Raw genomic sequence first — 21,919 nt, forward strand, 5'->3', positions numbered from 1 at the left:
TGATTAGTAATTAGGGTTTTGTTCGATTCTGCCTTCTGTGAGTACGATTTCACTGTGGGGGATTGGCCACAGTATGTGCTTGTCTACATCAAATGTGGCGCCCTTGCTTTGCTTCTCGCGGAGGTTGCCCAGCTCAAATTCGTCGGTGCTCTCCTGAGTGTTGTACTTCACAAATGATCCTTCGGGTCCCATGACGGTAGCTATTCGTGGGACACCATTTACCTTTTGTCTGCGGAGGTCATAAAGTCTGTGCTGCTCGAGGGCCAACTCCAGTCGGCGCTCTTTCCAGATAGCATCTCTCAGGGCATCGCCAGTCAGAGACATATCCGTGGTGAGGTTCACCCGATCTCTTACCATCTTTAGTTTGGCAAGTGCCTCACCTTCATTGCCAGCAAAATGAGAGGCTTCTGCGTAGATCAAAAGCAAGTCTGCATAGCGCATCAGGATGTGGTTGAGCGGAAGGTTACGAGGACTGTATGGAGTCTCCCGGTATTCTGTAGGGATGTAGAATTTGCGGTTGATACGTGCAGACTTGTTTCGTGACAGTCCGGCATCAAACTCCGTCACCTCAGGATCACCATAGACCGGCTCACCGTGCTTGATGATGGTATTTCGCAGACGAATGTTGTCGCCTTCTTCCAGGTAAGCTTGCTCCAGGTTACTGGTAGGCACGCACCAGCTCCAGCCGCCATCTTCGCGTGATCCGGTAGTCACACCAAATACACCGCCAATTCGGAAAGTAGGATCTGACCTGTACTGCACTTCGAAGATCGACTCCACTCCATTGGGGTTGGTCACACTCCACACATCATCAAAACTGGTTTCCAGCTGATACTCACCAGAGGTGATGACCTCATTGGCCATATCCGCTGCTTCCTGCCATTTTTCCTGAAAGAGGTAAGCCTTTGCCAAATACGCCTGGGCTGCCCCTTTGGTAGCTCTTCCCAGATCTTTGGAAGCATATTCGCTTTTAAGCGGAAGCAATTCGGCAGCATCTATCAAATCCTGCTCAATCACAGCCCAAACTTCCGCCTCGGGCTGGCGTACATACTCTCGGATTTCTGATTTGAGGAGCTCATCAAACGTGGTGATAATGGGCACACCACCGAAGTTTTTGACCAGCTCAAAGTAGAAACGAGCACGAAGAAACTTAGCCTCCCCTTTGTAGCGGTTTTTGAGGTCTTCATCAAAATCCACATTGTCCATTTCCTGAATGATCAGGTTGCAGCGGGTGATTCCTCTAAACTGATAGTTCCAGAAATTCATAAAATAGGTAGAGCCCACATCCACATTGTCATAATGGGCAATGGTAAGGATGTCTGGACGAGACTGCTCGGTATTTCCTGCCCAGCAGTCATCTGTAGCCATGTCGGTAATCTGGCGAAAGAAGTTGATCTGCCACCAGTCGTTTTCCATGATGCCATCATAGGCACCGTTTACAAAAGCCTCTACCGACTCCTGGCTCGAAAAAATCTCAGTGAGCGTAGGCTTTGACCGCACTGGCTCATCCAAAAAGTCCTCACAGGCACTTAGCAGCACCACCGCAAATACGAAGAATAATTTTTTCATAATTGACATGTTTTTTAGTCTTAGATCTGATTTTTTCATTGGTCTTTTCATACTCAGATCAGAAGTTTAAGTCAAGGCCCAAAACGAACGTACGGCTCATTGGGTAGCGCCCGAAATCCATTCCATACCCATTGATAATGCCTCCGGAACTCACCTCAGGGTCAAAGCCGCTGTATTTGGTGATCGTAAACAGGTTTTGGCCTGACACGTAGAGTCTTATTTTGGCCGCATTCAGCGAATTGATGGTGTAGCCTACCTGTAGGTTTTTGAGGCGCGCATAGGAACCGTCCTCTACAAAATAATCCGAAGAGCGTTTGAAGTTGCCGTTTTGGTCCGTCACCGTAAGACGAGGGATGGTAGCATCTGGGTTGGATTCTGTCCATACCTCATCGATGAGTCCTTTGCGAACGTTGGTTTCGCCTGCACCTGAAGTCTGGAAGTACTTCATGTAGTTGTAGACGTCATTGCCTACAGAAGCATACCACTGCATGGTAAAGTCCAGGTTTTTATAGGTAGCAGAAACATTTAGGCCTGCATAAAAGTCAGGGAACGGATTACCAATGATGGTCAGGTCCTCCTCGTTGAGTTCGCCATCATTGTTTTGATCTACAAACTTCATATCTCCAGGCTGCGCTGCAGGCTGTACGAGCTTGCCATTGTCACTGGAGTGGCTGTTGATTTCGGTTTGATTTTGGAAAAGGCCATCGGTCTCATAGCCATAGAATAGCCCCACTACTTTGCCCAGCTCAGTGATCTTCAGGAAGCTGTTACCAAAGACTGCCTGTTTTTGAGCCAACAGCTGGTCATTACCAGGAGCAAGCGCTTTTGCACGGCTCTCGTTGGTGTTTAACGTAGCAAGAGCGCTCAACTGCCAATCACCTATTTTGTCATTATAACCCAGGGAAATATCTAATCCTTTCGATTCGAAGCTTCCTACATTTTGCATGATGTCACTAGGGCTTCCGGTATAGAGCGGAAGCGTGGTAGCAAAAAGCAGGTCTTTAGACTCCTTTACGTAGTAGTCTACCGAAAGTGTAAGTTTGTCATTCATGAATCCTGACTCTATTCCCACGTTGATATCCTGAACGGTTTCCCACTGCAGGTTTGAGTTACCAAACTGCGTGATTTGGTTGGTGATCACCCGATCCTCGTTTTCGCCAAATACATAGCTTCCGTCAGACACGAGGAAAAGGAATGCTGAAGATGGGATGTTTTGGTTTCCTACCTGCCCGAAACCGGCTTTAAGTTTTAGCCCAGAGACAAATGGCAGGTTGAAGAACGACTCGCTACTAATATCCCAGGCAGCAGATGCACTGAAGAAATTGGCCCACTGATTGGCTACAGGAAATCGCGAAGAACCGTCACGTCGGTACGAACCAGATATAAAGTAGCGCTGGTCGTAGTTATACATCACACGGCCCAGGTATGACATCAGCGAATTGGCATTCATATTGCCTTGGGCCTGAATGGACTCACCGGTGGTGGCATCCAGATAACGAAACTTTTCGTCGTTGAGGATGATATCAGAGCGACTGCCTCTGAGGTAATGCCCCTGGTAATATTCGGCAGTATACCCCACGGTCGCGTTTAATTTGTGTTTACCATAGGACTTTTCGAATTTGATCAGGTTGTTCCACACATAGCTAAAATTCTGATCAAAACGGGTAGCCACACTACTTTGTTGGTTTTCTTCCAGGTTGGGTTCAATTACAAACTTGGGATTGAACACCTCGTTTCGTGTCTGACCAAAATTCAAACCGATTCGTGAGGATACCGAAAGGAAGTCTGTAATATCGTACTCCAGGTTGGTATTGGAGAATACTCCAAAGAAATGCGTCTCATTGAATGAACGGTTCACAGCACCCACCGGATTCCAAACGTAATTGTTAGAGCGGGCATAGATGCTGTACTCGTTTCGGCCTTGGCGCTCGTCTATAGGAATGTATACAGGAGTAAGCGGGTCCATTCTTAGTGTGCTCCAAAACTGATTGGGTGTATTTTCCCAGTGCTCATAGCGCGGGTTGAAGTCCTGCTGCAAAAAGAGCTTGTCGCTGATAGAGTAATCAATGTTTACTCGTCCTGTAGCACGCTCCCAGTACCCTTTTTCAAGGTGTGACTTAGATTTATGGTAAGCAACACTCGATAGATAGTTAAGCTTTTCGCTACCTCCAGAAACCTGTAGGTTATAGTTTTCTACACTTGCATAATCCTTATACACTTCTTCCCACCAGTCTGTAGACTCAGTGATAGTGCTAAGGTCATAAGGTTCTGGCAAGCCATCATTTGCAGCTCTTTGGTTGACCACACGTGCATATTCATTGGCATCCGCCACTTCGGGCTTGTCCAGCCCTTTAAGTCCGTAGGATGCACTAAAAGTCACTTTTGCTTCTCCAGATTTTCCTCGCTTGGTATTGACAATAATGACACCATTAGATGCTCGCGTACCATAGATCGAAGTAGCTGATCCGTCTTTCAGGACCTGAATGTTCTCAATATCCGATGGGTTAAGAAAATTCAAATTAGACCCCTGAGGCAATGCTACCCCATCTACAACGATCAATGGAGCTGTACTGCGGTTGGTCACGATACCCCTGATCAAAATCTGTGGTGATGCGCCCGGGCCACCGCCTCCGCTGATCACTTGCACACCTGACGCAAGTCCCTGCATAGACTCTGACACATTGCCTACAGTCATTTTGGTAAGGTCTTCACCTTTTACCGTACTGATGGATGAAGTGATCTCCTTCTTGGTAGCGGTACCGTATCCGATCACCACCACTTCTTCCAGGTCCGTCACATCTTCTTCCAGATCCAAACTGATTTCAACCCTGCCTTTTGCGGCAATTCTTGTGGTCTTAAATCCTACCATGGATACCACTACCATAGGATCTTCTCCTTGCAGGTTTAGCGTATAGGTCCCTTCTATATCCGTGATGGTACCATTGGTGGTTCCTTCTTCCAGGATGGTGACACCCGGTAAAGGCTCACCATCTGCCGTGATTGTTCCGCTTATCTGCTGCTGTGCCCATGCCATGATGGTGCTGAGCATTGCAACAAGCGTCAATAGACTATTTCTTTTCATTTTCATCATTTTTTAGGAGTTAGGCGTACATAGTTGAGATGTGTATCAAAAATGAACTCATAGGTTCCTAATTGATCGTTGGTAAAGTTGAAATTGGTTCCTCCGTTGCGCACGGAAGCTTCTGGCTCCTCGCCATTGTCAAATCGCCAGAAATCGCTCCATCCGCTTTCATTGGCTCCGAGAATCATGCCTCCTTCATTGTCGCGGGACTCATCCTGATCGTAAAATTCCAGGTCAGCAGAGAATCTGTAAGGACTTGACTCGCTTTTGGTCAGTTTCTTACCGCTTTTAAAGTGCCAGCACTGGGTCACCGATGGATCTGCATTTTGCTCACAGGTGCTGGCTCCATTTACTTTTACCCCTGTGCCCATCACCATGGTGTAGGCATAGCTGCTGTCCTCCGGCGTATAGGTCTGAGCGGTATAGCTCATGTCGTCCAGGTTCACAGCAATCTCATAGTAGCCCACTTTCGACAATACGATAGGTGTCACCGAGGCATCTCCGGCTACAGCCAGCGTACCCGCTGCGTCTCCCGCTCCAATTGCGAGTGGAGCAAAGGAATCCTTTTGTGGAATAAAACGCACTTCCGTACCCGCAGCGGCATTGTAATAACGTGCCGTAAATGCTTTTCCTTCTAACTGTGCGTCGGTGGTAGCTTCCGTACGAACTGGCACACCCATAAGTGCTGCCTGCAGGTCTGCATCCGTAGCTACATCTGCGAGGTACATTTGCTCAAATGGCTCCTGAGCCACTACCGTTACTACCTCCGTAGTGGTATTGCCACTTACATCCGTTGCCACCACCTCAAAATCATAAATTCCGGCTTTCAGAAAATTGAGGTTTTGCTTGTACTGAAAGGATACTGCATTGATGACCACTTCATCGGAGAAAATTTCGTTTTTCACCGTAAGTGTGGCAATGTCCTCCGTGTCTTCGATTTTCAGGTCGAGTGTCACGTCGTTGCCATCTACCATAAAAACGATACCCGTGGTGGTATTATTGATAATGGCTGGTCCGTCCGTGTCCTTATTGAGCATCAGTTTCAGGGTATCTTGTACGGACACTCCGTTGGTATTGGTCACCGCCAGTACGATATCATGGCTTGTGCCTGATTCTGCTTCAGCAGGTACGTTTAGCTCATATTGCAAATCATAACTTGTGGCTCCAGCCACATCTATTTGTTCGTTGAGGTTCCAGGCAGCATACTGGATGCCGACCGTGCCCAACCCTACCGGGTCCGTAATAGAGGCTGACACCTGTGCAGTACCTCCTGGCAATGCTCTGGTAACTGCAGGGTTGACGATGCGAGCCTCAGAATCCGGGAGCTCAAAGCCTTCCTCCACGCAACCAAACGTGAGTGCAAGGAAGAAAAAGCCTAAAAGGGCATATATATTTCTTGATTCTTTCATTGTCTTAGTAGTTCTCGTGGTGCTTATTTTTTGATCTGGAATCGGTTGAGGTGGGTATCGAAAATCACCTGATAGGTACCGTGCTGATCGGCCGTATAGGTATAGTCCGTACCGCCATTTGGTACTGCTATAGACGGCTCCTCGGCGTTGAACCTCCAGAATGGGCTCCACCCGGCATCATTGGCATTGAGTATAAAGCCATTGCTTCCGCCATTGTCCTGATCTTTTAGGGTTACCTGACCGGTGAAGCGGTAAGGATTCTCAGGATCTTTGGTCAGGCGCTTACCAGAACCAAAGTGCCAGCACTGCTCTGTAGACGGGTCAGCGTTGCTACTGCACGTGCTTTGCCCTTCTACTTCTACTCCTGTACCGATCATCTGCACATAATCAAAAGTATCATCAGTAGGCTCATAGGCTGTAGTGGTGTAAGTCATCCCTATGAGGTTGATTTGAATTTCGTAGTATCCTTTCGCTGGAAGCGTGATCGGGTCTACTTCACCATTCGTACTCAGGGCAAGCGCTCCTTCTGCAGCTGCTCCAAAGACAAATGGCTCAAAGGAGCTCTTCTGAGGTACAAAACGAACAGCAGTACCGGCCGCAGGGCTATAGTATTTTACGGTAAAGATCTTTCCTTCCTCACCCTCATTGGTACTGTTTTCTGTAGGTAGCGGCACTCCAAATACATCAGCGGTCATGGCGTCCTCGGTTTCTACATCTGCCAAATACATGGCCGAGAAAGTAAGTGACTCTTCTACATTCGCACTAAGCGTAGTAGTGCTTACATTGCCCTTAGCATCAGCCGCTGTGATTTGAAACTTTACCGTTCCTGCAATGGCAAAATCCAGCTCTCGACTGAATGAATACTCATTGCCTGTAAGTTCGATAGACTCAAAAAGTCCTCCACCTACAACCTTTAGCGAAGCAAGGCCTGATGGGTCTGCAACATCAAAAGCAAGTGTAAACTCACTGCCTGGCCCGGCGATGTAAGTACCACCATCAGAGGGACTTGCTATTGTGACAGCAGGTGCATCATTGTCAGCCGAAAGGCTTACCTGCACGGTGGACCTGCTCATCATGCCGCCCTGGTTAGTCGCTTCTATGGTGAAATCGTGTGTGGAGTTGAGCTCTGCATTTGCAGGTACTGCAAACTCATATAAGAAGTCATATTGAGTAGGTACCTCCTCGAGAGTGATGACCTTACTCAGTGACCAGTTCAGATATTCTATTTTAACGCTGGTAATACCAGCAGGGTCCGAAATCAGACCACTCACGACCATTTGCTCTCCAGGCAAACTGGTCACAACTTCCTGCAAAGCCAGCGTAGGCTCAGAAGAAACGTCCGGGTTATCTTCGGTACATGCCTGCACGATTAGCAAGATCGAAGCCCCCAGTAACCAACATGTTTTTTTCAAATGTGACATAGACTTTTAGTTTGACTTTTACTCCTTTTAGTATTAGGTACCAATTATGGCAAACACCTCCACTTTACTAATTTAACCACTGTTAAATCATAAATATTTCAGTTTTCACCTGATCATGAATTCCAAAATTATGACATTGACAATCAATTGAAATGGAGAATAAAAGCAATAACATGGACAATAACCCAATTTTTTATTGTGAGATAAAGCCATTATTTTGACCAGCAAAATTCTCAGAACATGCAGAAAAACAGAGCACTAGGCAGTGGGTTTAAAGGTGAGAAAATAGTGGTAATCCCACGAGGAATGCTCCATATTCAAAATAACCGGGCACTCACCCACCACCTGTACATCACCGATATCGGGTACTTCCCAAAAGCTGTGTCTCACTACCGCAAGCGACCAGATGGCTGCCCGGAATACATTCTTATTTACTGCATAGAAGGTAAAGGTGGAATAAAGACGGGTAACCGAAATCATGAAATGTTGCCAAACAGTTTTTTTATCATCGAACGAGAAAAAGCCCACACTTACTTCTCCCACAAGACCCAGCCATGGACGATCTATTGGGTGCACTTTGCAGGCACTAGCGCAGACCATATCTACGAGCGGTTTATCGGGCTCAACCAGGGCAAGCCGGTTTCTATCCCCTACCAGCAAAACAAGATTTCGGAGTTTGAGTACATCATGGACACCTACAAGCTAGGCTTTACCGATCAGGTGTTCGAATACTCCAGTATGCTACTGCACAAACTCCTCGGTTCTTTCATTTACTACTCGCTCAAGTCCAACACACGAACCGAATCCAACAATGACGACCTGGTAAAGGACATCACTGAGTATCTCAATGAAAAAATATTCGAGTCCATTCGAATCGAAGACATAGAAAAGCGCTTTAGCAGATCATCTTCCACGTTATTTACACTTTTCAAGAACAAAACAGGCTACTCCCTCATCCACTTTTTCAACCTCATTAAAATACAAAAGGCCTGCGAGCTCATGAACCTCACAGACCTTTCGATCAAAGAAATAGGATACAAACTGGACTTTAGAGACCCCCTTTACTTTTCACGTGTTTTCAAAAAATACATGGGCACTTCACCGTCAGCTTATCGCAAAAGCCTTTGATCCCATCATCCGCTAGGCGTGAGTTCCTCAAGCACCCTGTATTTGGCATATTAAGTATTTCCTCGCTTTTTGAATTTAATCGTACTTTTGGCTTAGCCCAAAAGTACCGCAGCGGCGGACCGTCAAAAACCCAAGGCTGTGAAGTTTTTCGGGAATTCAAATCAAATTAGGGGGACAAAAATAAACTCAACCCTGCTGGAAGCAGGATCTCAAACAAATTTTTGTCTAATCCCACTAATTTGCTTTTAATTCCTATCCGAAAAAGCTTCAAGGCCGAAACTTTTTCTAATGAATTCTCATACTGGAACATCTATAATCAAGGGTGAAATTAGTTTTATTTGTTCCATTTGGACTTTTTAAAAATCTGACTCTAAAAGCGCAGAAGTCAAGAAAAGCGGTTTAACCGCTAGTCTTTCACAATGATTTTTCGGGTATCTACCTGGTCACCATTTCTGATTTCCAGCAAATACACACCTGACTTCAGCTCACCGATTGGCAACTTGAGGTCCGATACACCCACTACATGATGAAGCTGCTGACCAGTAATAGATAGCAGCCGTACTTCGCTTAGCAGGACAGGAGATTGCAGGTAAAGCCATTCGCTCGTAGGGTTGGGGTATACACTTACCTGATCCACCAGCTGCTCATCGTCACCAAGTCTGGATCCAGACACGGCCTCAAACGACCACTTGTAGTTGCTCAGCCCCAGGTACTCCCACTGAACCACATCGGCACCATTGCTCATACTGCTACCACTCACAGCCAGCGACTTAGACGTGGCATGCTTCGGAGTGATCCGATAAAGTCCTGTACCTGCAGATTCCAGCAAAAATTTCTGATTGGAAGCCTGCAAGTTGGTATACTGATCCACAGCAGCGCCATTGGTAGTGGCACCGCCGCTTACGGTGATAACTTTCTGATTGTAAATTGGCCTAAACTGATAGTAGCCGTCCAATCCTGCCGTCACTTCAAATTTCAAATTATCCTGATCGAGATATCCCCACTGCTCTATCAAAGCTCCATTGGTAGTAGACCACCCCGCCACCGACATGTATTTACCGGAGTGCTCCGCCTTGATCATATAAGTACCGTCAACCACTGGCGTACTGGGTGAGACCGCCTCAAACGACCAATAAAAGTTATCCGTGTCCAGGTCCGACCATTGCACCACATCAGCTCCATTAGCTGTACTTTCGCCAGACACAGCCAGATACTTACCGCTATTTTTATTCACCATCTTGTAATACCCACTCCCTACAGGTATTATCACAAAGCGCTGATGATCCTTACCTTCTTCGTTGAGCTGCTTTAGTAGTGCTCCATTTCCAGTGCCCGCTCCATCTATGGCCAGGGTCAGCTCATTGTACTTTGGCTTAATCACATAATCGAGCCCTACTTTTTTTACGGTAAACTTCAGGTTATCCTGATTCACGTAACTCCACTGCTCAATCACCGATCCGCTGGTAGAAGTAGCCCCTGTTACAGAAAAGTATTTACCGCTGTGCTTGGCCTTGATCATATAGAGACCATCCGCCAGCTGCGCCGGTGGTGTACTGACTGTCACATCCATCACAAAAGTAGTGATACTGTGCGCGGGAGCAGAATAGCTGAGCACGCTACTACTCACTGAAGTATTGCTCAGCGTCACGGCATCTTCCGTGGATGACGTACGAATGGTCTGTGCAGAGCTACCTACCGATGCAAAATCCGAAAGATCCAGCGACAATGAAGTGCTTGCCGAAGTGTTGTTCACAGCTACTACTACCAGCTCTGTACCCGTATTGTTAAGTGCTGCGAGCACGTCATCATTTCCTGTATGGACTATCTGGTAGCCCGGCTTAATGTATTTAGACATTTGCTTGCGCACAAAATAGGACTTTTCCCTAACAAGGGTCTGTGTAACAGTATCTAACGTATACAACCCCCATCGATAATCCGTACTCGCCGCTTGCCAGTCTACCCACGCTGAGGTATGCATGCGATTGATATCTAAAATAATGCGCTGCGCCATCACCAGGTGGTTTTCGATACCTGTAGCCGTAACACCTAGCGGACCTGACTCAGACTGCCAAAGCTTCAACCCACGGCTGTGGGCTTCTTCTGCTACTGCGGAGCGCTTATCACCCGCATAGCTGTGTGTATTGATCTGCGCTAGCTTATCAAACAGATTGTCCGTGTGCCGATAGTTTTGCAGTGTAGTTACGGTGTAATCCATACTGTACTCATCGGCAGCACTCACCCCACAGTAGGAGAGCATTCCTTTACTTTGAAGCTGATTGTAAAGCTCTACTATGAGCTCCCGCTGACGTGCCTGACTCACTACACAGCCCTCTTGTCTGCCGCCAAACTTCCAGTGCGTAGAGCTGGGCTCATTCAGGCCACTTACCGTGGAAAAGGTAATCCCCAATGAATCGTGATAGTACTCTACCACGTCAGTTAAAAAATCAGCAAAGTCATCCACCATAGCAGCACTGAGGTTTTCAGCACCGGATACTCCTCCGGCAGAGCAGCCACTTACCGTCATCCAATAGGGCGGTGAGTAAGCTATGGCCTCCAGCACGGCAGAGCTGTTGAGCTGCAAAATCTCCTGAAGCACCTTGCGCTGCGCACTATTGGCAGTCCAGTCATACGGGGAAGTACTGGAGGGCTTATAGCTGGTGATCTCACCACTGTCCCATCGAAAGTGATTGGCAGTGGTGCCACTATGTACTGCAGGATCATCGCCTCCATGGATGTTGTACCTAAAGATGTTCATATTAAGCTCATCACTACTGGTAAGCTCGTTGCTCACGGCCTGCACTACCGAATCGGGCCACGCACCTACAATGTTGGCCCACCAGGAGAGTGAGGTACCCCACCCATCGATGGTCTGGTAGCGAATGTCTGGATTTACTTTTACTGATTGTGCTTCACTTCCCACTGCGATTAGCAGCGCCAAAAGTGAATAAAGGATTCCTCTTAAACTTATCATACTCGTAGATTGGTTGTTCACGAGTAAAGCTTAAAAATCATTTTTTCAATGAAATGCACATTTATTTATAAATCATGCAATATTCTACAGCTCCGTTATTTATTAAAACCACATCTGATCGACCACCTACCACTGAGAATTATTGACACACGCTGAGGTCTGCGCATACAGTACTTCATGGGGATAACTCAACGACTGACACTAACATCCGTTTTTGAGCACAAGGTAGTCGCGTTCAGGTGGAAGGTTTCTGCCAGCCTCGCCGGAGGCGGGCGTTCACCCGGAAGGTCTCTGCGTTGACATGGTGGATAGTCGCGTTGAGGTGGAAGGTCTCCGCGATGACATGGTGGATTGACGCGTTGAGACGGAAGGTAGTCGCGTTCAGGCGGTGGAGAGCTGCCTGCCTCGCCGGCAGGCGGGCGTTCGGGTAGTGGATGTCTGCGTTCAAGGAGTGGACAGCTGCGGCCAGTTAGTCGAGGCGTGTGGTGAGGTAGTGAAGAGTTGTGTTGAGGTAGTGAAGAACCGCGTTCGAGTAATGGAAGCCTGCAGTGAGGGAGTGAAGAACCGCGTTCGGGTAGTGGAGGTCTGCGTTCAAGGAGTGGAGTACCGCGTTCAGGTAGTGAAAGCCTGAGGTGAAGTAGTGGAGGCTTGCGTTCGGATAGTGAAAGCCTGCGGTGAGGGAGTGGAAGCCTGCGTTAATAGGGAAGATAGTAGCGTTCAGGCGGAAGGTTTCTGCCTACCTCGCCGTATGGCGGGCGTTGACAGGGAAGGTAGCTATTGATCGTGTTACGACTGAAACCTAGTATCACACTACACGTGCGCCCCCAATCTTACGGTTACTGAGCCACCTAGGATAAGTGTTCTAACCTGATTTAGACCTATCGGATCAAGGTATTTAATCTATCAGCTCTTTTTAGTGCCGAGTGCAAAACCCTTTCCCCAGAGTGGCACCGTTAGAAACATGTCGCAAGCTGGAAAAGTGGCACAGTCTGAACCGCGGAGGGTAGGCCATAATCTTTTGCACAGATGCACCGAAAAGAGCAGCTTAGTTCGAACTGAAATATCTACAAAGAATCTGTCAACACTTTTGATATGGTTCGAGAATCATCTATTACATCAAAATACACCACTTGACATGTCAACTGACCAATATCTGAAATCACCTTTTGATATCTTCCTGGTGATGTTTTGGGACTCAAAGATGTTTGGGGGTAAACTAAAAACCCATTCTTAACTCCCCAATAGATATTATAAGCAAAGACTTGCCGAAGGTCTTCATCGGATGGCTGAGCATCATTCACAATCTTCCATTTAGCATCAAGAATATACTTTTTGCCTTTATGACTAACCACCATATCAGGCCGCATCAGTCGGGTTTCCCAGAACAGCATGGAATTTTGGTACTGCACTTTTATTCCAGATTTAAGTAGCTGTCTGTAGATATACTCTTCCCACAAATCATTCATATCAAAAAGCAAGGCAAACAGATCGTTGTTCCCACCCTTAATATCCGGAGAATAATTTAGGAGAATCATTTTGGCAATCTCCAATGCTTTATGATAAGGCTCTGATTTACGGTCAAGCTTCAATCTTTCGAATACTTGAGAGGTAACCTTTATTTTTTGCTGTTCTGGAAACTCAAAAACTATTCGATTGACTTCATCGACCAAAGATGAATGATTGACCATCCGTTTCACAACCACTAGGGCTTCATTCAGTATTTGATGGATCAGATGTTGTTGATCATAGACCTGATGCCTGGTATAGAATCGCTCTTTGTGAATGATATTCTTAGATAAATGTTGACCAAACAGTAGCGCTCCTTTCAGTGCAGTTAGATTTCCTTCCCTTTGCCTGTATTTTTTGATTAGCCCGCGCTGGATGAGGTGTCGCAATTGACTCAGATACTCGGCAAAATAAAGATGAAGGATTGAGTACTTGCGATAACGTAAAGACGCCTCAGAAATATAATCAAGCTTTAGGAATCGTGTTTCTCTGAGCATTTTGAGTAACACATCGTGCCACTGAGATTCAGTTCCTCTATCAGTTTTCGGAAGAATCTCTATTGTTAGGTCTTGAATTTGTATAACTCCTACATACTGTGAAAATTTAACCCCTGACCTGACTAAACTGTAATATTTTGATCCTCCTTTATTATCATGGTAGTCTACCATGGCTTTATAGTGCGACTCAGTAAACCTTTCTTCATGACCATCCAACCCTTCTTCGAATCGTAAAATTTTATGCTCATATATTCGAAGAACTTCCATATTTATATGTCAGACACTTTCGTTCCACAATATTTACAAAATTGAGAGTCACTCTCTATAGTGGAATCGCAATGATTACAGGTTAGCAACTTCTCCACAACCGGCTTAAAAGCCACACTCGTTTTATAGGTAAAATGTTCTGGTATTTCTTTCAGAAATGATGACTCATTTCCTCGCTCAGATAGCAAGAATAATTCATCCTTAGCCCTTGTGATCGCCACATAGAATAGTCTTCTTTCTTCCTCCATAAGAAAATCATGATGCGATTCCTTTATCACCTGATAAATACGATCCTCCATCCAGATATCAGGAAAACCTCCAAACCCTTCTGTGAGGCCTATAATGAAAACAGCCTTAGCCTCAAGCCCTTTTGACGCGTGAATTGTCTTTCCAGACACAAATAATTTTTCTTGCTTGAATCGCTCAAAATATGGGTCATACATTTTACTCCTACGATACAGGAACAAGATATCTTCTTTGGAATACCCCTTTTCCTCCTGCAGTCTTCTCACTTGATTAATAGCAAAGTCAATATTCTCATTTTCATTCTGACCTGTGTAGATATATACACGGCTATCAGATTTTTTAAAGGCCTCAATCTCCTTATCTACCTTAAATTGGTTGTGCTTGATCACTTCGTTGCTGGCACCTACTATATTTTGAGTGCTTCGATAGTTTATCGACATTTTGATAGTCTCAGCGTCTGGAAAGTGTTCCGAGAAATTCACAATGTAGTCCACATTGGATCCTCTAAACCCATAAATACTTTGCCAGTCATCACCCACACAAAACAATTGATTATTTTCTGTAAGGAGGTATCTAATTAATTCGACTTGTAGGTTGTTGACATCCTGAAATTCATCAACCAGAATGTATTGATATTGATTCTTGAACTTTTGCAGGATCTCAGATTGATTTTTGAACAAAGCAATCGTTCGGGTGATCATATCGTTGAAATCCAAGTAGGATTTATTGATATAATAAGCCTCAACCTGATCGATTAATGGCTTTGCCAATGTGTAAAAGTCTCGCACACGTTCGTGGGGATCTTTTAATGCTTCTTGATATACTTTGCTCGTTTCAAGATTTTCAACCTTCATCATATCAATGACCCTCATGGTCTGACGCAAAAAATCCCGTACTTCTTTGTGATAATATTTGAGTTCTTCCTCAAAGGATAGAGCGGCTGTGAAATGATAATTCGCCGGAAGTCTATTCTTGATAACCTTATCCAAATGTCGGTTGAATAGTGCCGAGTTATTTGTTTGATGTTCGAAAGTCTTGACAAGCAGCTTATTTCCTTTTTTAAATTGCCACTCCTTTTGTTCTGTTGGATGACTCTTTGCGCTTACGTGTTCTAGATATAGGTTCGCCTCAGGAATATAAAAGTCAGGTCGAAAGGAAAAATCGCTGATAGCCAATTCGGGTTCGTACTCAAATTTGATGCTGTGTCGGTACAGCCAGTCAGCAATATACTGCTCCGATTTGGAGCGAACCTTGGTATTGTTTAGGGTAGTGTAAAACTTCCCCTCTGGATGAAATCTAAGCTTATCACTTTTTTCTACATGAATTTTATCAATCATGTAATCCAAAACATACCTCTTAAAGTTTAAAAGATACTCATTGGACTGACATTGCTCTATTAACAGCTTATTGATGATCTCATAACTTGTTTCTGTGGCTGCATATTTACTCAGCTCCCCGTCCGTGGCCTTGGTATCACCTACAATTTTAAACTTATTATCAAACTCAAGTACGCCATAGTTCCTTAATATGAAATAACAAAGACTGTGAAAGGTCCTGACCGTCAGTTTATCAATCCATTTATATTCTTTAGTGTGGTAATAACGCTCCTTATCTTTTTCTTTCTTAGGTAGTCTTTTATCAGATAAGACCTCCGCATATCTACCACTTTCGTCAGCTGATAGTATCAGTCGATCCAGCATTTCATTAGCAGCATTCTTCGTAAACGTGATGGCAAGGATATTAGATGGGTTTACTCCTTTCTCTTCTATCAGGTATATCAGTTTCTGTAAGAGCGTTTTGGTCTTACCAGAACCTGCTCCGGCCAAAACTAATAAGCGCTTAGCCTCACTAACCACAGCCTCACGCTGCTGATCATTCAAGTGACTAAGGTCAGTTTTAGTCTCCTGCATGTCCAGCACCGTTTGATTTAACAGTAGAGTTAGAGACGTATATAGACCTGACGGCTTCCTTAAAAGTAATGCCTCCAACTGGTTCCCCTTCTCGGTAATCAACTATTGAGTAAATCGACTTCTCTTGTAGCATAGATTTGTCTTCCATGTCAAACTGAGCAAACCTCACCTTCTGCCCGGCTTTTTTCTCCACAAAGGCTTCACCTAACACCAACCCAATTTTCCCAAAGTCTCCATAAAAGTACACTTCTAAGAGCGGGATGATCTTATCATAAAAAATGGATTGCAGTTCAGCTTCACAGTCATCAGAACCAATTAATGAAAAGAAGTAGGAATGACCGATCATATGATCTTTATCGATCAAGAGCTCAATACGTTCGTTGATGGTTTTGAGTATAAGAGGTAAATCAATGTCAAGATTTAAACCCTCAAACTCCTTACTTCTAAGCAACTGAGGTTTTGGAGCCACTTCCTCAAACGCGAATCTTCTACGCAGTGCCGTATCCAGTGCTTCCACACTGCGATCTGCAGTATTCATAGTGCCTATGATGTATACATTAGCTGGAACCGAGAAACTATCTTTCGAATACGGTAATGTAACGGACAGAGCCTCCTTTTGACCGATTCGCTTTTCTGGCTCTATCAATGTTATTAGTTCACCGAAAATACTAGACACATTACCACGATTTATTTCATCTATGATAATCACATAGCGAGATGAAGTTAGCTCAGACTTCTCCGCGGAATAATGTAGTTCATCAATAAAATGTTTGCCTAATGCTTTTACATAGCTTGGCCAATCTAATGCTTCCCCGGTCAATAAATAATGCTCAAGCACATCCTTCTTAATCACACCAGGATAGGCTTTGTCCGTATTAGCATGAAACTTGATATTCCCCTTAGAGTTTCTGTAAACAGAAAATTCCCGAGATTGCTGAAGTGTCTCGAATATTTTTGGTTCTTCTGAATCTAATCCTTCAATAAATCCTTCATAGAGATGATCAAAATTGGATGATCTTACTTTTGACTTTTCAGCCTCAACACAAACTCTTTTGAAAACACCGTCTTCTATCGGGTAAGTGACTGTATCGCTTTCACCATCAGATTTTGGCTTGATACCCTCTACAAAATCCTCATAAGTAAAAGACTGATGAAAAGTGGTAAAGACGATTTGTCCCGTTGCGATATATTCTTGATACCGTGCTTTCAGGTTCCTACGATCTGGGTATTTCTCTACTGTTTGCTTCTGATCAAGCCTTTCAATGATCCCAACAGCCTTCGCCATAGTAGCATAGGTCTTCCCCGTACCAGGAGGACCGAATAGGATTTGGTTTAATGGTGCTTTAAAATCCATCTTTTCCCCAATTTCATTTTTTTTTGAATGAGCTATAACCTCCTCATTTTGTTGGTCCAACATTTGGTATAATATATCCTGAGCCAAAAGCAAATGATTTTCACCATCATACCAAGTTGAACCAACTTTTTCCTTCACCAAAGAAATCAACTCTAGATCTTGACTTATATGATTATCTATTAAATCATTTATAAGATTGAGATAATGCACGTATTTATAGTTCTTCTTCTTAGGCTTTACTCCTATCAATTTGCAATATTTCTTATAAAAAGAATCTTTGAATAAAGTATAGCGATCTGGGTCATGAAAAGTTAAGTAAGTTGCCACCGAACGTTCATCCTGATGATGTGGGAGTTTTTTTTCTATTCTCCTGTAAAGAACTAACGTTGATTCACAGAATTCTTTAATCCTATCAAACAACTCAACTTCTTCATTAAACAAATTCTCAAAACAAGACCGAAGTTCTTCTGGATGCTTCTTTGACATATTGTGCAGTGTGGCAATAGCCATAGCATACAAAAGGTTACTGAATTTAATCTTTTTAATCTCAGCTGAAAAATCTGTTCTTGAAGTATCAGGTCTTCCTTTAAATTGGTGTATCAATTCCCATTTGTAGAGCTCTCCTTTAAGACCTGTTTTGGAGATTCGTTTCTTATAATCAGATAGAAGGCTCTTAATTTCGTTATTATTTTGACCAGCAAAATTTTGCTGATAAGCTCTATCGAGGACCTGACTGAGTTTCTGCTCATCCAATGTTAACTCAAGCAATTCAGGTATATGCTTACTTCGATACTGCGATTTTTCCTGTGCTGAATAATATTCATTGACGGCATCTCTGAGTGTGTTTTTTATCAACTCAGAACTTGACGAAAAATGCTCAACAGGAATGTCGAGCAAAAGAAACCCCTTAGGTCTTTTGAAACTATATGCATTTACATTAGCCCTGTGCTTTAATTTATTGTAATCTCGCTCATGAATAAAAACTTGAAAAACACTAGAACTCCTGTTCTTCTTTAGGGCAAATAATGGAGCACTATTGAGGTCTACTGAAATTCTTCGAGTATTATCCAATCGAATGGTAAAGACAAAATGCTCATCTTCTGAAGTAATTTCTAAGTCTTTTACGAGTTCTCTTAAGAAAGAAAAGTATAGCTCAATAATCCCCTTATTATTGAATAATCGAAAGGCCCGATAAATTTTAGAATTGTCGATCATTTCAACCCTCCTGATTGTGTCTGACTTTTAAACAGCATTTGTGGCTTGAGAATTAGAATTCAAAACTTGAAGTTAATTTAAATCATTTGCAACGCAGAAAATGATATTCAAAAAAAATTAGACCAGAAAGAATTCATTTCGAACTCAATTGGGTCACTCAACAGTATAAAAAAAAATGCCCAACAGGATACCTGCGGACATTTTAGACTGATTACTCTCACTTGTCTCCAAACCATTACCTGCTGCCTCTTGGTTTAGTCTCGGGTCACTTCACTCTCCCACCAGTCTTCATTGGGCTGGTAATCATCTCTGAGCATATTTTTACGTCTTTTTTCAAGTTTTGGCTTGAGTACTGTTTCCTTTTTGATCGCATCCGCCTTTTCGAGTCCCAGATCAAAACCCTCCACGAGCTCAGGGTACTTTGCATCTCTTGCGCTTAGCCAGCCCAATAATAGCTCATCGAGCTCCCGGGTCTTTTCTGGCAAACTATCGCTTAGATCCACGACTTCCTGTGGATCATTGCCCAGGTGGTACAGCTGTGCAGCGTCGGTCTCCCAGTAGTGGATCAGCTTATAGTCACCCAGACGTACCATAGCCGCCGGGTCTCCTCCCTGATTGCTATAATGTGGGTAGTGCCAGTACAGCGGACGCTCGGGGAGCGTATCACCCGCCATCAGTGGCAGCAGACTGATACCATCCACCTCCTCGTCGATCATCGGGGCATTTACAGCTTCCATGAGCGTCGGATAGAAATCTACCCCACTTACAGGGTAGTCTATCGTTATCAGTTCTTGCTGTCCGGGCATCTTTATGAAATAAGGCTCGCGCACGCCACCTTCCCACTGGTAGCCTTTACCACCGCGCAGCGGCGCATTGCTCGTGCTGTAAGCATCACCAGAGGCTACTCCTCCATTATCCGAAGTGAAGACAATCACGGTGTTGTCCATAAGGCCCAGGCTATCGAGCGTTTCGAGCACTATGCCCACGGCACCATCCATGTGCTCCACCAGCCCTGCATAAACGGGGTTATCTTGATAGAGCCGAATCGGAAGACGCTTTTCCATACCAAAGCCCTCCTCGGCCACTCCTTGCATCAAGGCTTTGTTCTTATACTTTTCCCATTTTTCCCGGTTAGTTTGTATTGGTCCATGCACTGCATAGAAGGACAGCATAGCAAAAAAGGGTGATTCGCGCTTTTCCTTAATAAAATCAGCGGTAGCTCGTGCCAAATACGCACTAAGGTTGGTACCTGGCGCTACGTCTTCCTTGATGGCCGGATTGATAAATGGTGCAAAGTACCCACCTTTTGGACTCCCCGAATGATAGCCTCCTATATTGATATCAAACCCATGATCCTCTGGAGCAGAACCCTCACCACCGAGGTGCCACTTGCCAGCAAAAAACGTATGATACCCCTGATCGCGCATAGCTTCTGCCAGGGTATACCTGGCTGTATCCAACTGAGACTCATAATCTGACGGATAAGCACGGGTATACGGACGCTGCTCGTGCCACTCAGTACCAGATTTTGCTCCTATCCATTCGGTGATGCCGTGTGTCGCTGTAAAGCACCCGGTCATGATACTGGCGCGAGAAGGGCTACACACACGAGAGGCAGCATAGCCCTGCGTAAACACATGTGACGTGCTCGCCAGCCGATCAATATGAGGTGTTTCATAGTATTCGCTACCTGTAAAGCTTAGGTCGTGGTAACCCAGATCATCTACTAAAATGAACAATACATTGGGCCTTTGGGGCGCATCTACCGCACATGCCGTCATCAGAGCTATCAGTACCACTATGGAACACATCATGACCATTTTTTGGCACAATAGTTTCAGTGTTTTTCGCATGATTCGTTATTTCACCTGAAGGTAGGTTTTGTTTTTGAAATTAAACACCTGCGACTCTGTGCGGCTCTGCTTCATCAGCTCTGCCAGCTGAGCTGCTACTTCCGGATACTCATCTGCCACGTTATATTCCTCCCCGATATCTTCACTAAGATCATAGAGCTCTGGTGTGCTTTCGCGATCTTCGAACACATTGTACCTCACCGCCTTCCATTTTCCTTTGCGTATGGCCTGGCGTCCACCTTTTTCGTGAAACTCCCAGTAAAGGTATTCGTGCTTAGGCTGATTAGCTTGCCCCAGCAGCGTGGGCGCCATAGAGATTCCGTCCAGGTTCAGTGAATCATTGGCCTCCAGCCCTACCAAATCACGGAATGTAGGCAGAAAGTCCCAAAACGCTGAAACATGAGCTGATTTCGCTCCCGGGGTTATTTTGCCAGGCCAGCTAACAATTAGCGGCACCCGGATACCTCCCTCATATAAGTCCCGCTTGTAGCCTTTCAGTGGGCCATTGCTACTGAAGTAATTCGGGTCTGCACCCGCTTCACGATGCGGTCCATTGTCAGAGGTAAATACGATGATGGTACGATCTGCCATACCCAACGCTTCTACTTTGGCCAGAATCTCCCCCACCTGCCTGTCCAAAACATCCATCATAGCTACAAAGGCAGCATGTGCTTCCTCCTGAGACTCGTAAGGACCCTTGCGGTACTCCGGCCCATCATCCACTCCTTCGTATGCACGCTCCGGAAGGTATTTTCCCCGGTACTTATCCATCACCGAATCGGGAGCTATCATCTCCGCATGTGGAATAGCACTCGGATAAAACATAAAAAAGGGTTCGTCCTGGTGATTCTCCATAAACTGAAGCGCATGTTCATGGATGACCTCAGGCGCGTACGTTCCTTTTGACTTGCCGCTGTTTTCAGGCAGGCTATCTATGGACTCATTGTGCCGCAAAAAATAGGGATAATAATGATGCGCCAGCCGCTGACAGTTGTACCCATAAAACTCATCAAACCCCTGATTATTTGGATCACCCTCAGATCCCGGAAAACCTAGCCCCCACTTACCAAAAGCTCCGGTCTTGTACCCCGCACTCTTAAACACCTCAGCCAGCGTCACAAGGGAATCTGGCAACGGGTGCTGTCCTTCGGGCTGTATTTCTTTATTGCCTCTGATCGGGGTATGCCCGGTATGCATTCCCGTGAGGAGGGCACTGCGCGAGGGAGCGCAAACCGTGGCCCCGGAGTAGTGCTGCGAAAAGCGCATGCCCTGCTGCGCCAGTCTATCGATATTTGGAGTTTTGAAATGCTGCTGACCGTAGCAAGAAAGATCCCCATATCCCAGATCATCGGCCAATATGAAAATCACATTTGGCTTTGGGTGAGTTGACTCCTGGGGTGTACTACAGCCTACTATAGTCAGCCCCATCATCATAACGATAAACCATCCTAAGTGTGTTTGATTTTTACTTTGGTACATGTATCTCATTAT

General features: G+C 45.0%; 11 protein-coding genes. 1 reads left to right on the forward strand and 10 read right to left on the reverse strand.

Annotated features, from left to right (window positions below):
• Positions 1-3 precede the first annotated feature (3 nt).
• From C7460_RS03825 to C7460_RS03840, 4 genes are read right to left on the reverse strand one after another with little or no spacing between them, the layout of a single operon-like run.
• The gene (locus tag C7460_RS03825) at positions 4-1,569 is read right to left on the reverse strand and encodes a RagB/SusD family nutrient uptake outer membrane protein (RefSeq protein WP_221409439.1); all 1,566 of its coding nucleotides are present in this window, start codon (positions 1,567-1,569) and stop codon (positions 4-6) included.
• A gap of 58 nt (positions 1,570-1,627) precedes the next feature.
• On the reverse strand, positions 1,628-4,651 hold the full coding sequence (locus C7460_RS03830; RefSeq protein ID WP_170147873.1) for a SusC/RagA family TonB-linked outer membrane protein: 3,024 nt from the start codon (positions 4,649-4,651) through the stop codon (positions 1,628-1,630).
• 5 nt (positions 4,652-4,656) lie between these two features.
• Positions 4,657-6,060 (reverse strand): cadherin repeat domain-containing protein, encoded by a 1,404-nt coding sequence (locus C7460_RS03835; protein WP_147302842.1) that lies wholly within the window; start codon positions 6,058-6,060, stop codon positions 4,657-4,659.
• Between the two features lie 23 nt (positions 6,061-6,083).
• A complete protein-coding gene (locus C7460_RS03840; protein WP_147302843.1) occupies positions 6,084-7,481 on the reverse strand; it encodes a hypothetical protein in 1,398 nt (465 codons plus the stop codon).
• A gap of 240 nt (positions 7,482-7,721) precedes the next feature.
• On the opposite strand from C7460_RS03840, the gene C7460_RS03845 reads away from it, so the two are divergent.
• Positions 7,722-8,609, forward strand: coding sequence for an AraC family transcriptional regulator (locus tag C7460_RS03845; protein WP_115866750.1), 888 nt, complete (start codon positions 7,722-7,724; stop codon positions 8,607-8,609).
• Between the two features lie 406 nt (positions 8,610-9,015).
• Here the strand turns inward: C7460_RS03845 and C7460_RS03850 are convergent, their stop codons facing one another.
• The 6 genes from C7460_RS03850 to C7460_RS03875 form a co-directional block, all read right to left on the reverse strand.
• Positions 9,016-11,580: an RICIN domain-containing protein gene (locus C7460_RS03850; protein ID WP_115866751.1), complete on the reverse strand. Its 2,565-nt coding sequence runs from the start codon at positions 11,578-11,580 to the stop codon at positions 9,016-9,018.
• Between the two features lie 1,064 nt (positions 11,581-12,644).
• Entirely contained in the window at positions 12,645-13,850 is a 1,206-nt protein-coding gene (locus C7460_RS03855) for an McrC family protein (protein ID WP_115866752.1), read from the reverse strand.
• A 2-nt stretch (positions 13,851-13,852) separates the two neighbouring features.
• Positions 13,853-15,976, reverse strand: coding sequence for a UvrD-helicase domain-containing protein (locus C7460_RS03860; protein ID WP_245986169.1), 2,124 nt, complete (start codon positions 15,974-15,976; stop codon positions 13,853-13,855).
• A gap of 16 nt (positions 15,977-15,992) precedes the next feature.
• Positions 15,993-18,575: an McrB family protein gene (locus tag C7460_RS23960; RefSeq protein ID WP_221409441.1), complete on the reverse strand. Its 2,583-nt coding sequence runs from the start codon at positions 18,573-18,575 to the stop codon at positions 15,993-15,995.
• A 254-nt stretch (positions 18,576-18,829) separates the two neighbouring features.
• Positions 18,830-20,389: a sulfatase gene (locus C7460_RS03870; protein WP_245986170.1), complete on the reverse strand. Its 1,560-nt coding sequence runs from the start codon at positions 20,387-20,389 to the stop codon at positions 18,830-18,832.
• A gap of 45 nt (positions 20,390-20,434) precedes the next feature.
• Positions 20,435-21,916: an arylsulfatase gene (locus C7460_RS03875; protein ID WP_245986171.1), complete on the reverse strand. Its 1,482-nt coding sequence runs from the start codon at positions 21,914-21,916 to the stop codon at positions 20,435-20,437.
• Between the last annotated feature and the right edge of the window lie 3 nt (positions 21,917-21,919).

Origin of the sequence: Marinoscillum furvescens DSM 4134 (assembly GCF_003386095.1) — a bacterium.
Lineage (GTDB): Bacteria > Bacteroidota > Bacteroidia > Cytophagales > Cyclobacteriaceae > Marinoscillum > Marinoscillum furvescens.